Source organism: Pseudomonas sp. NFPP25, from assembly GCF_900116505.1.
Lineage (GTDB): Bacteria > Pseudomonadota > Gammaproteobacteria > Pseudomonadales > Pseudomonadaceae > Aquipseudomonas > Aquipseudomonas protegens.
Genome location: NZ_FPBG01000001.1, coordinates 193,725 through 206,317, shown reverse-complemented (window position 1 = coordinate 206,317; position 12,593 = coordinate 193,725). Strand labels below are relative to the sequence as shown.

General features: G+C 65.8%; 10 protein-coding genes. 4 read left to right on the top strand and 6 right to left on the bottom strand.

What is annotated here, in order from left to right:
- Positions 1-65 precede the first annotated feature (65 nt).
- On the top strand, positions 66-1,505 hold the full coding sequence (locus BM382_RS00810) for an amidase (RefSeq protein WP_072441409.1): 1,440 nt from the start codon (positions 66-68) through the stop codon (positions 1,503-1,505).
- Between the two features lie 29 nt (positions 1,506-1,534).
- Here the strand turns inward: BM382_RS00810 and BM382_RS00805 are convergent, their stop codons facing one another.
- On the bottom strand, positions 1,535-3,463 hold the full coding sequence (locus BM382_RS00805; protein ID WP_011061816.1) for a hybrid sensor histidine kinase/response regulator: 1,929 nt from the start codon (positions 3,461-3,463) through the stop codon (positions 1,535-1,537).
- A gap of 242 nt (positions 3,464-3,705) precedes the next feature.
- On the opposite strand from BM382_RS00805, the gene BM382_RS00800 reads away from it, so the two are divergent.
- From BM382_RS00800 to BM382_RS00790, 3 genes are all read left to right on the top strand, one after another.
- The gene (locus tag BM382_RS00800) at positions 3,706-4,803 is read left to right on the top strand and encodes a carboxynorspermidine decarboxylase (RefSeq protein WP_011061817.1); all 1,098 of its coding nucleotides are present in this window, start codon (positions 3,706-3,708) and stop codon (positions 4,801-4,803) included.
- 30 nt (positions 4,804-4,833) lie between these two features.
- Positions 4,834-6,078: a saccharopine dehydrogenase family protein gene (locus tag BM382_RS00795; protein ID WP_011061818.1), complete on the top strand. Its 1,245-nt coding sequence runs from the start codon at positions 4,834-4,836 to the stop codon at positions 6,076-6,078.
- A gap of 200 nt (positions 6,079-6,278) precedes the next feature.
- The gene (locus BM382_RS00790) at positions 6,279-8,018 is read left to right on the top strand and encodes a dipeptidase (RefSeq protein ID WP_072441406.1); all 1,740 of its coding nucleotides are present in this window, start codon (positions 6,279-6,281) and stop codon (positions 8,016-8,018) included.
- A 55-nt stretch (positions 8,019-8,073) separates the two neighbouring features.
- On the opposite strand, the gene BM382_RS00785 is transcribed toward BM382_RS00790, so the two are convergent.
- From BM382_RS00785 to BM382_RS00765, 5 genes are read right to left on the bottom strand one after another with little or no spacing between them, the layout of a single operon-like run.
- Positions 8,074-9,039, bottom strand: coding sequence for a fatty acid desaturase family protein (locus tag BM382_RS00785; protein ID WP_072441403.1), 966 nt, complete (start codon positions 9,037-9,039; stop codon positions 8,074-8,076).
- Positions 9,026-9,649: a phosphatase PAP2 family protein gene (locus BM382_RS00780; RefSeq protein ID WP_053152341.1), complete on the bottom strand. Its 624-nt coding sequence runs from the start codon at positions 9,647-9,649 to the stop codon at positions 9,026-9,028. Before BM382_RS00780 ends, BM382_RS00785 begins: the two co-directional genes overlap by 14 nt.
- Positions 9,650-9,700: 51 nt before the next feature.
- Positions 9,701-10,792 (bottom strand): glycosyltransferase family protein, encoded by a 1,092-nt coding sequence (locus tag BM382_RS00775; protein WP_072441400.1) that lies wholly within the window; start codon positions 10,790-10,792, stop codon positions 9,701-9,703.
- Positions 10,789-11,523, bottom strand: a complete 735-nt coding sequence (locus BM382_RS00770) for a diiron oxygenase (protein WP_072441397.1) — start codon at positions 11,521-11,523, stop codon at positions 10,789-10,791. Before BM382_RS00770 ends, BM382_RS00775 begins: the two co-directional genes overlap by 4 nt.
- Positions 11,520-12,542: a hypothetical protein gene (locus tag BM382_RS00765; RefSeq protein WP_072441394.1), complete on the bottom strand. Its 1,023-nt coding sequence runs from the start codon at positions 12,540-12,542 to the stop codon at positions 11,520-11,522. Before BM382_RS00765 ends, BM382_RS00770 begins: the two co-directional genes overlap by 4 nt.
- Between the last annotated feature and the right edge of the window lie 51 nt (positions 12,543-12,593).

Sequence of the window (12,593 nt, the reverse complement as noted above, 5' to 3'; positions counted from 1 at the left end):
CGAACTGGGCGCCCACACACTGTCTTGTGCAGGCCAGCCCTGCACCCGCCTATCAGGACACTGCCATGCCAAACGCTACCGCCATCGCCGACATGAGCGCCATCGAGCTGCTCGGTCATTACCGTGACAAGCAGCTGTCTCCCGTGGAGGTCACCCAGGACGCACTGGCCCGCATCGAGCGCTTCAACCCGCGGGTCAATGCCTTTTGCTACACCGATCCCGAAGGCGCGCTGAACACCGCACGCGAAGCTGAAAAGCGCTGGATGAAGGGCCAGCCCTGCGGCGCCCTCGACGGCCTGCCCACATCGATCAAGGAACTGACCCCGACCCGGGGCATGCCATCGCGCAAGGCATCACTGACGATTGGCGCGCAAGGCCCCTGGGACGTCGACGCGCCCGTCACCACTTTCATGCGGGAGGCCGGCGCCGTGGTGCTGGGCAAGACCACCAGCCCGGAGTTCGGCTGGAAAGGCGTGACCGACAGCCCGCTCTACGGCATCACCCGCAACCCCTGGGACACCCGCATGACCTGCGGCGGTTCCTCCGGCGGCGCAGCGGTGGCCGCGGCGCTCAATCTGGGCGTGCTGCATCAGGGCAGCGATGCCGGAGGCTCGATCCGCATCCCCGCCAGCTTTACCGGCACTTTCGGCTTCAAGCCCACCTTTGGCTACATCCCCCAGTACCCGGCCAGCGCGACGACCCTGGTGTCTCACCTGGGCCCCATAACCCGCACCGTGGAAGACGCCGTGCTGCTCCTGCAGGCCATCGCCCGCCCCGACCCGCGGGACGCGCTGATGGGAGCCCCGCGACACACCCCGTGGCTGCCCGACAGCACCCACCTCAACGGCCTGCGCATCGCCTACAGCGCAGACTTCGGCTATGTGCAGGTTGATCCGCAGGTCGCTCGCCAGGTGGCGCAGGCCGTGGCGCGGTTGGAACAACTGGGGGCGATCGTCGAAGCGGTCGACCCGGGATTCGACGACCCCCTGCAACTGTTCAAGAGCGTGATCTACGCCGGCGCACAGACGCTGGCCCGGCAACTGAGCACGGCCCAGAAAGCCATGCTCGATCCGGGCCTGTTGCGCTTTACCGAAGAATGCCGCCACACCACCCTCGCCGACTTCACCGCGGCCCAGGAAGCCCGAGCGGCCTTGATGGCCCACATGAACATGTTTCACAGCCGCTACGACCTGCTGGTCTGCCCGATGCTGCCGATCACCGCGTTCGAGGCCGGCCACGACACCCCGCCCGGCAGCGCTATCGATGACTGGATGAAGTGGTCGCCTTTCAGCTACCCCTTCAACCTGACCCAGCAACCTGCTGCCTCATTGCCCTGCGGGTTCTCGGAGGCGGGATTGCCCATCGGCCTGCAGGTGGTTGGCGCGCGATTTGCCGACGATCAGGTGCTGCGAGTATGCCGGGCTTACGAGCGTGCATTTCCCGCGCCCTTTCCACAGGCCCCCATGACCGGCGCGGCCATGGCCCAGCAGGTGTCGCCGGTGTAGGGTTTGCACCCTCTTGCCGTGCGCCGCAGTCAGCCCGCTGCAGACTGCGCCAGGACTTGGGCCAGGGCGTCCCTCAACTGCGCCTGGCTGAAGGGCTTGAAGATCCGTGGCAGCTCCGGCACCGGGCCGTCCTGGCGCTGGGCATAACCGCTGGCCAGGATGATCGGCAACTGCGGGTGCAGGCGCCGCACCGCTTCGGCCAACTGGCGGCCATCCATGTGTGGCATGGCCATGTCGCTGATCATCAGCTGGATGTCCCGGTGCTGCTCAAGACACTGCAGCGCCTGGGCCCCGCTGGCGGCGCGGATGACTCGATGGCCCAGGTCCTCCAGCAGCAGCGTGGTGCTGTCCAGGACCAGGCTGTCGTCATCTACCAGCAGCACGCACAGCGGCGGGTGGTCCGGGCCCGGGGCCGGCATGGCCTCACTGCCCGGCGAACCCTTGGCCGCGCTCGCCAGGGGCAGCCACAGCTCGGCGCGGGTGCCCTGGCCCAGGCGGCTCTGGAGCACCAGGCGCCCGCCCAGTTGCTCGGCCAGGCCGTGGACCATCGACAGGCCCAGGCCGGTGCCCTTGCCCAGGCCCTTGGTGGTGAAGAACGGATCGGCGGCGCAGGCAAGGGTCTGTTCGTCCATGCCCTGGCCATCGTCGACCACCGCCAGGCAGACGTACTGCCCCCGGGCCAGGTTGCCCGTGGCCCCGCGCAATTGCGCCTCGATCAGGATCGAACCGCCCTCGGGCATGGCATCCCGGGCATTGCTCACCAGGTTCAGCAGCGCCAGTTCCAGCTGGTTGAGATCAGCCTGCACCGCCGGCAGGTCCGGCGCCATCTCCACCCGCAGGGCAATCCTGGGCCCCACCGAACTGCACAACAGGCCGCTGAGGCTGGCCACCAGTTGGCCCAGGTCCAGGGCCTGGGATTTCAACTCCTGGCGCCGGGCGAAGGCCAGCATGCGCTGGGTCAGGGTCACGCCGCGCTCGGTGCCCTGCAGCGCGTTGTCCAGCAGGCGCCGCAGCCTGGGGTCATCGCCGACCCGTTTGTGCAGCAGCTCCAGGTTGCCGCGGATCACCGTCAACAGGTTGTTGAAGTCATGGGCGATGCCGCCGCTGAGCTGGCCGATGGCCTGGAGCTTCTGCGACTGGAACAGCGCTTCGCGGGCGACTTCCAGTTCCTTCTGCGCCTGGACCACCTCGGTGATGTCGCGGGTGATCTTGGCGAAACCGATGATGGCCCCGGAGTCGGCGCGGATCGGGTCGACAATCACATGGGCCAGGAACCGCGTACCGTCCTTGCGCAGGCGCCAGCCCTGCTTCTCGAAACGGCCTTCGCGGGCGGCGGCTTCCAGGGCCTTGCGCGGCTCGTCGCTGGCCCGGTCCTCGGCGGTATAGAACAGTGAAAAGTGCTGGCCGATGACTTCCTCTGGGGCATAGCCCTTGATCCGTTGCGCCCCCAGGTTCCAGCTGCTGACCCGGCCCTGGGCATCGAGCATGTAGATCGCGTAGTCGGTCACGCTCTGCACCAGCAGGCGGAACTGCTGTTCGCTCTGTTTCAGGATCTGCTCGGCGGCCCGCTGCTCGGTCATGTCCCGGGTGACCTTGGCAAAGCCGATCAGCCCGCCGGCGCTGTCGCGGATCGGGTCGATCACCACATGGCACCAGAACCGCGTGCCATCCTTGCGCAGGCGCCAGCCCTCGCCTTCGAAACGCCCGCACTGCGCGGCACTGTCCAGCGCCCTCTGGGGCAAACCGGCCTGGCGATCCTCGGGGGTATAGAAGCAGGAAAAGTGCCGGCCCAGCACTTCCTCCTCCCGGTAGCCCTTGAAGCGCCGGGCACCGCTGTTCCAACTGGCGACCCGGCCCTGGGCGTCGAGCATGTAGATCGCGTAGTCCACCACCGCATCGACCAGCAGGCGGAAGCGATCGTCAGTAAGAGGGTGGTACGGCTCGGGCAGATCAGGCATGGCAGTTTCCGTCGGGTATTTTTTTCATCGAATCGGCGAAACGTTGCAGCGCCGCAGCATTCATCGACCTGGGCTCGGGCCAGTGTGCACCGCCTGCAGCTGTCTGTGTGGAATCGCATGCCTGGCTCGACAACGCAAGGGACAGACGGTTGACCGTGGAAAATATATTTCCGAGCTTTCGATCTAGTGGCACTGCGGGCACAATGCGTACCTTTTTGGCTGGCCCTGCCGGAGACCCTGAAATGATCAAGACGCCGTACTACCTCATCGACAAGCAGAAGCTTTTGAGCAACATGCAGAAGATCGCCTACGTGCGCGAGCAGTCCGGCGCCAAGGCCCTGCTGGCCCTCAAGTGCTTCGCCACCTGGTCGGTGTTCGACCTGATGCAGCAGTACATGGACGGCACCACCTCCTCGTCGCTCTACGAGCTCAAGCTCGGCCGGCAGAAGTTCGAAGGCGAGACCCACGCCTACAGCGTGGCCTGGGCCGACGACGAAATCGAGGAGATGCTCGCCAACTGCGACAAGATCATCTTCAACTCCATCAGCCAGCTGCAGCGCTTTGCCGACGCCAGCGCGGGCAAGGTGCGCGGCCTGCGGGTCAACCCCCAGGTGAGCAGCTCGGACTACCTGCTGGCCGACCCGGCGCGCCCGTTCAGCCGCCTGGGCGAGTGGGACCCGGCCAAGATCGAGCAGGTCATCGAGCAGATCTCCGGCTTCATGTTCCACAACAACTGCGAGAACGGCGACTTCGGCCTGTTCGACCAGATGTTGACCACCATCGAGGAACGCTTCGGCCACCTGCTGCACAAGGTCGAGTGGGTCAGCCTCGGCGGCGGCATCCACTTCACCGGCGAGGACTACGCCCTGGACGCCTTCTGCGCGCGCCTCAAGGCCTTCTCCCAGAAGTACGGCGTGCAGGTCTACCTGGAGCCGGGCGAAGCGGCGATCACCCAGAGCGCCTCCCTGGAAGTGACCGTGCTCGACACCCTGTACAACGGCAAGCACCTGGCCGTGGTGGACAGCTCCATCGAAGCCCACATGCTCGACCTGCTGATCTATCGCCTGAACGCCAAGCTGTCACCAAGCGCGGGCGAACATACCTACATGGTGTGCGGCAAGTCCTGCCTGGCCGGGGATATCTTCGGCGAATACCAATTTGATCGTCCGCTGGCCATCGGCGATCGACTGTCGTTCATTGATGCGGCGGGTTACACCATGGTCAAGAAAAACTGGTTCAACGGTCTGAAAATGCCGTCCATTGTCGTGAAACAACTCGATGGCAGCATCGAGGTGGTACGCGAGTTTGGTTTCGAAGACTACCTGTCCAGCCTTTCCTGAGCGGACAGGTCACGAGGAGAAGTAAATAAATTGAAGAAGAATGTTCTTATCATTGGTGCAGGAGGTGTCGCCAAGGTGGTGGCCCACAAGTGCGCGCAGCACAACGACGAACTCGGTCGTATTGCTATCGCGTCGCGCAACATCTCCAAATGCCAGGCCATCATCGACAGCGTCAAGGCCAAGGGCAGCCTCAAACAGCCCGCTGAAATAAAAGCCTATGCGCTCAACGCGCTGGACATCGAGGCAACCAAGGCGCTGATCCGCGAGACCGAGTCGCAGATCGTCATCAACGTCGGTTCCGCCTTCCTCAACATGTCGGTGCTGCGTGCCTGCATCGATACCGGTGTGGCTTACCTGGACACCGCGATCCACGAAGAACCGGGCAAGATCTGCGAGACCCCGCCCTGGTACGGCAACTACGAGTGGAAGCATCTCGAAGAGTGCCAGCAGAAGAACATCACCGCGATCCTCGGCGTCGGCTTCGACCCGGGCGTGGTCAACGCCTATGCGGCCCTGGCCCAGCAGGAACATTTCGACCGCATCGACTCGATCGACATTCTCGACGTCAATGCCGGTTCCCACGGCAAATATTTCGCCACCAATTTCGACCCGGAAATCAACTTCCGCGAATTCACCGGGCAGGTGTGGAGCTGGCAGGACAGCCAGTGGACCAGCAACACCATGTTCGAAGTCAAGCGTACCGACGACCTGCCTGTGGTCGGCTCGCAAAACCTGTACCTGACCGGCCACGATGAAGTGCACTCGCTGTCGAAGAACCTCGACGTGCCCAACGTGCGGTTCTGGATGAGCTTCGGCGAGCACTACATCAATGTGTTCACCGTGCTGCGCAACCTGGGCCTGCTCTCCGAGCAACCGGTGAAGACCGCCGAAGGCCTGGAAGTGGTGCCGCTCAAAGTGGTCAAGGCCGTGCTGCCTGACCCGGCCTCCCTGGCCCCGGGCTACACCGGCAAGACCTGCATCGGTGACCTGGTCAAGGGCAGCAAGAATGGCCAGCCGCGCGAAGTCTTCATCTACAACGTGGCCGACCACGAAGAAGCCTACGCCGAGACCGACAGCCAGGGCATTTCCTACACCGCCGGCGTACCGCCCGTGGCCGCCGCCCTGCTGGTGGCCCGTGGCGAGTGGGACGTGCAGCGCATGGCCAACGTCGAGGAACTGCCGGCCAAGCCGTTCCTCAAGGCGCTGGACCTGATGGGCCTGCCGACCCGCATCAAGGACGAACAGGGCGACCGCCCATGGGACGCCAAGGCTTGATGCACTAGCCACGACAGGAGGCGCCGATGCAGGCGCCTCCTGCCTGGATGAATGTTTCGTTTGTGCGTCGCTTTTGCGTTTCTGTGCGACAGATCCCACTTCAGGGGCTCCCGCCCTGCTCCTTCGCAGTGTTAGCTTGGCAAGGTTTCTGACTAACAGCTCAGATAATCCTTACCCCCTGCAAAGGAATGCCCTCCGCAATGGATTTTTCTCTCAAGCACCTGGCTGCGGCCACCCTGATGCTCGCCAGCCTGTCGTCCTACACCTCGATCGCCCAGGCCAACATTACCCCGCAACAAAGCGCGGCCATCCTCAAGACCTTCAATGACGCCACGGTCACGGATTTCCGCCAGTTCCTCGGCACCCTGGCCAAGAGCCCGCTGGCCAAGAGCGACCAGCTCGCCCCGACCATCGAGGCCTTTCTGGCCAACAAGCCCCTGAACGCCGAACAGCAGAACGAGATCCACCGCCTGCTGGGCCTCTACGCCCGGATCAAGTACGGCAAGGCCGCCACCGAAACCCTGCGCGAGCTGGTGGCCATCCCCACCTTCAACATCGACGGCGTGCCGCAGTACAAGAACCCCGAGTTCCTCAAGATCGCCGCCAAGATCCAGGACCTGGCCAAGGCCTTCAACCTGAACTTTCGCAACATCGACAACCGGGTCTACGAGATCTCCCTGGAAGGCAGCGGCGATGAAGTCGTCGGCATCCACGCCCACGCCGACGTGGTGCCGGTGACCCCGGAAAACTGGGTGCTCGAAGACGGCACCCGCCTCGACCCGTTCAAGGTCACCCTGATCGGCGACCGCATGTACGGCCGCGGCACCGAAGACGACAAGAACGGCATCGTGGTAGCGCTCTACGCGATGAAGATCATCAAGGAAGAGAAGCTGCCCCTGGCGCGCAACTTCAAGCTGCTGGTGGACACCACCGAGGAAACCAGCGGCGACGCCATTCCCTACTACTTCGAACACAACCCGACGCCCAACTACAACCTGGCGCTGGACGGCGGCTACCCGGTGGTGATCGCCGAGAAAGGTTACGGCACGGTCATGGCCAGCTTCGCCCGGCGCGCCGCCGAGGGCAAAGGGGCGGAGATCACCCACCTCACCGGTGGCCTGGCCACCAACCAGATCCCCTCGACCTCGGTAGCCACCCTGGTCACCGAGCAGCCCGCGGAACTGGCCGCCAGCCTGCAAAAGGCCGGCGCCGAATATGCCAAGCAGCACGGCGGCAACTTCCAGGTCGCGGCCAAGGTGGTGGGCAAGGATGTGCAACTGACGGTCACCGGCGTCTCGGCCCACTCCTCCGAGCCCGAGTCCGGGGTCAACCCGGTGGCGCGGATGCTGGACTTCATCAACAGCCAGGACGGCAAGATCGCCTTCAAGCACAACGCCTTCACCGATGGTGCCCGCTACGCCGCCGACAACTGGGGCCTGGACTACCTGGGCAACAAGCTGGGCATCGGCTTCTCCGACGACTTCATGGGGCCGCTGACCACCTCCCTGACCCAGGTCAGCGTGGATGACAAGACCTTCAAGCTGGCGGTCAACCTGCGGGTGCCCAAGGGCAAGACCCCGCAAGTGCTGAAGGGCGAAATCATCGACAAGCTGGCGGCCTGGAGCAAGAAGACCCAAGTGGCGGTGAACATCGACACCAAGATCGCCGAACCTATGTACCGCAACCCCGAGGGTGAATGGGTCAAGGCACTGCTGGCGGTGGCCAGCGAGAACCTGGGCATGGCGCACAAGTTCGGCACCTCCGCCGGCGCCACCTCGGTGCACGAGTTGCCCAACGGCGTGCAGTTCGGCCTGGCGCGGCCCGAGGTCAAGTACACCGGCCACACCGACAACGAGTTCAAGACCGTGGAGCAGTTCCTCCTGGACCTGCAGATCGTCACCGAGATGGTCGGCCGCATCGGCCAGTTGCCCAAGCTCTGACCGCCCTCACGGGCCCGCCACCCATGGCGGGCCCGTGCTCCCCTTCCTCCACGCCTCAGCGCGCCGATGACCTCCAGTCGGGGTCGCTGACATCTCGCAGTACCCCGCCATACCCCTGGTGGAGGTTGCCCTCGGGCAGCAACTGCGCCGTGGCCAGTTGCCGGTGCAGGCCGCCCAGGTGGTAGAACGGCACACGCACATAGAGGTGATGCTCGATGTGGTAGTGGATGGCGTGGGGGCCGAACAGGAAGGTCTGCACGCTGGGCCGCACGATGCTGCGGGCGTTGCGGCTCTGGTCGGCGGCAACCGGCAGGCCGGCATGCTCCATGATGGCTCGCACCCGGCCCAGCAAGGGCAGCAGGGTAATCGCCGGCAACAGCCACAACCCCAGGTACAGCCAGGGGTGGCCGCTCCAGGCCAGCAGGCCGAACAGCAGGCCGTTGCTGACCAGCATGGACAGCACTTGCGCCAGGGCCTGGCGCGGCGACTTGTCGACCCGGGGCATGATCGCGCGGTAGTCACCCCGGGCGAACCTCAAGGCACTGATGAAGTAGCCCACCCCGCACAGGTCCGCCAGCAGGCGCAGGGCCAGCTTGCCCCGGGGCAAGGGGTAATCCCCCAGGCCGAAGACCGCCACCACCGGGTCGTCATGCTCCATCGGATGCAGGTGATGCTTGAGGTGGCCGGCGCGGTAGGTGCAGAGGGACAGGAACAGCGGGCCGGCGGCCAGCCACTGGCCCAGCCGATCATTGGCTTTCTGCCCGCGCAGCAGCAGGCCGTGGGCGCTCTCGTGCATCAGCACCGCCAGCGCCAACTGGCTGCGGGCGATCAGCAGCGCGGCCAGCAGATAGATGACGGGGTGCGGCCAGAGCGCAGCGCAGGCGAATGCGGCGGCGATCAGCCCCCAGTCGGCCAGCAGCGCCAGGCCACCGATCCAGGGCTTGAGCAGGAACAGCCCGGCGTCGGGGGCAAAGGCACGCAGGGCCCGATTCTCTCCGGCACGGGGTTCAGGCTGGGACACGGGCAGGGTTTCCTTGTCGTTGGGTGGCCAGGGCACAGGCCAGGGCCAGGAACAGGCCGCCCGCCACATCGATCAGCGTGTGCTGCTTGAGGGTCAGGGTCGAGAGGCAGATCAGCAGGCCGATGACAGCGCTCAGCTCTTTGCAAGGGCGGCGCCAGAGCGCGCGACAGGCCAGGCAGGTCACGGCCACATGCAGGCTGGGAAAACCGTTGCAGGCCAGGTCCAGCTGCCACATCCGGCCCAGCCGCTGTTGCAGGAAGCCATTGTCGAGGGCGGCGATATCCGGCCTCGGCACATATTCGGGGAACAGCCAGAAGCACAGCAGCCCAACGGCGAAGGCCATGCCGGTGGCGTTGCGCAGGGCCCTGAAGCCCTCCTGGCTGGCATAGGCCGCCGCCAGTAGCACAAAGGGAAAGAACAGCACATAGACGAACCAGGACTGGGCGATAAAGGGGATCAGCTCATCCAATGGCGTGACCCAGTTGTAGCGCGGCGTCACCAGGCGCTGCAGACCCATGAACGCGCCCAGCCCCAACAGCAGGGCGAACACCGCAGCCAGGGCCTGCCGAAGGTTGGCGGCGGCTATCAGGCGCTGCAAGGTGCCGGTCATGGCTGCTGGCCCGGTGCGGGCATGCAGCGGTGAAGACTCAAGGCCGCGCCCTCACAAGCCGAGCAAGCGGCTGGCCCAGGCATCAATCCGTGCCTGGGCCCGCTGGTTGCCCGAGATCACGTCGGGCGCTGGCGCCGCCGCGCTCAACTGCCGCGCCGCCTCGGCCACCTGACGGCGAAAATCGGCAGGGTCGCCGCGCCAGGTCACCACCCGGTGCAGCAACTGCAATTGCCGGGCCCGGGCGGCGTTGCTGGTCTGTTCCGGCTGGTCGCTCACCACCAGGATGATCGGCCGCTGGTAGACCCGGGCGATGGACAGCGCCGCCATGCCCGGTGCCGAGACCAGGAGTTGCGCCCGGGCAGCGCGGCTGGCCCAGAGCGGATCGACCTGCAGCCAGCCACTGCGCCCGGCATACCCCTCGCCCACGCGGTGAGCGTCCAGGCCCGCATCCTCCAGGCCACGGCTCAAGGCATCGGCCAGGTCGGGCTCACGAAAATGCGGATTGAGGTACACCGCGGCGCCCACGGCGGCCTGTTCCGGCAAGGCTTCGGCCAGGGCCACCGGGGTCGGCAGGCGATACAGTGCCGGGGCCTGGGTATCGTCGACTTCATAGGCGAAATCGTGCTCGATGCGCGCCCGCGCCGTATTGATCTGGCGCCCGACAATCCAGCCGAACAGGCGCCCGAACTGGCGCGGCCACATGCCGGCAAAGTTGTTCAGCAGCGCCACCTTGAGGCTGGCCCCGTACACGTGCACCACCTGGCGCCGCCAGCCCGGGAGCATGCCCATGTAGAGTAGCGCCGGGTGGAAGGAATCGTTGATCACCAGGTCCACGCCGCGCAGCCGGCGCCGCAGTTGGAGGATGTCCCGCAGCATGCGCCCGGGGCGGAACAGGTAGTGGGCGACATTGCGGTTGGTGGCCTGGCGCAGCATGTTCTGCTGTCTGTCGAACTGCACCGCGTAATGCAGCGAGAGAATCTGCGCCGCAATGCCGAAGCGCTGCAGGAAGTCCTGCCCCTGCTGCGAGGTGGTCAGCACCTCGACCTCGGCCCCGGCCGCACGCAAGGCATGTACCAGCAGTTGGGCACGCATCAGGTGCCCGCGGGCATCGGCGGTCGCCAGGTAAAGAATCCGTGCACTCATCGCCCCACTCGGCCCCGGCCACCGAGCAGCCAGCCGGCACCATACATCGCCATGGCACCGGTCACGCCAAAGCTCGCATCGACGCGGCGAATGTCCTTGAGCAGGCGCGCCAGATGGCCCGCCTCATGGGGCGCCACGATGCGCCGCAGGGTGTTCTCGCACAAGCGCACGTGGGCTTTCTCGTCGGCCAGCACCCGCGCCAGCAACGGATACAAGCCATGCCCGGCATCCAGCACCGCACAATGGCGGGTCAATACCCGCTCGGCCATCTGCTCGGCACACAGCCCGGTGGCATAGGCTGGCACCAGCAGGCCCTGTTCGAAATGCCCCGCATAACGACGGGCCAGGCGCTGCCAGCGCTGGATCTTGCGCCGGCTCAGCCAGTCCGGCTCCAGGCGGGCTTGAGCGTCGTCGCCCCGCTCGCGCAGGGCCTCGGCAAACAGGGTCACGTGGCGCTGCTCATCGGCCAGGTGCTGTGCTACCTGCCGTTCGAGCCAGGGTGGCGACTGCGGCAACAACTCATCGAGCAACGCACGCTCGGTGGCGTCTTCACCGACCAGGTACATGCGCAACAGCAGGCGTTCGCCTCGCGGGCTGCGGTGCAGGCGCAACAAGGCGGCGCGTTTGATGCGGTCCACCAGCCGCGCCTGCAGCGCCCCCAGGCCCTGGGGCCGGGGCATGCTCAGGCAGTCGAAGTTGGCCTCGCCGGCAACCGCTTGCCCCGCATTCATTGCAAGGGCTGCGCGGCGCTGGCGGTGGCCGTCCTGGCCCCGTGCGAATGGCGCTGCCAGGCCAGGATCAGGCCGATAAAGCTGTCACGCATGAAGGCCGTGCCGCTGGCCGCAGCGCCGGGAAAGCTCTCCTCCTGGCCGTTATAGCGCAGGTAACCCTGGCCGTTGACCGCACCCAGCTCCAGGCTGTCGCCCTTGTTCAAGCCCCGCTGACGCACCTCCCTGAGCAACGGGCTGTCCTCCAGCGCAAAGACAAACAGCTGGCGCTGTACCACCCACAGCGGGATCTGCCCGCTCAGGGCCTGCAGGTCGAGGTTCCAGGTGCCCTGCTGCAGCACCTGCTCCAGCGCTTCGCTGCCCGGCTGCCTGGTACTGAAGCTGGCACGCATCAGCGACTTCGACACTCGGCCGACGCCCAGGCCGATGGTGATATCGCCCGCTGTCGGGTGCTGCGCATCGCTGGGGCGCACCACCACGAAATAACTGGCCAGGCGCGCCGCGATCGACGGCTGGGCCAATACGTTGCGCGCCTGTTCGGGGCTGAACAGCACGCGCTCACGGGTGCCTTCACGGACGCTGATCTGATAGGGATCGAGGCTGATGTCACGGAACTTGCCACGCACCGGTGCGTGCACATAGGTATCGGATTTCCACACCTTGCCCGAACGGCGCAGCAGCACCTGCAGGCTCAGGGGTACACGCTGGCCGTCGCTGGCGATGCCGCTGCCGTGCAGCAGAATGTCGCCGATCACGGTCTTGCTGTCGTGGTTGCTGTCGGCGTCGATGACGATGGCATGGGTTTGCCGGTCGACACTGGCCCGCGCATCACTCACGTCCAGGGCGATGCGGTTGCAGTCGAGGTTGCTGGAGGCGAACGTGGCGCAGCCACTGTCCGAAGCGAAGTGGTACACCCCGCGACCGGCGAACTCGCTGGGAGCGGCCTGGGTCTGGCCACCGAGTGCCAGCAAGGCCAGGCACGCCAGGGAACGGCCGAATGAGGCAAGAGAAGGGTTCTGCATGGGGACTTCCTCTGGGCACGCGAACGGCGTGCGACGATACGGCGCGACGCG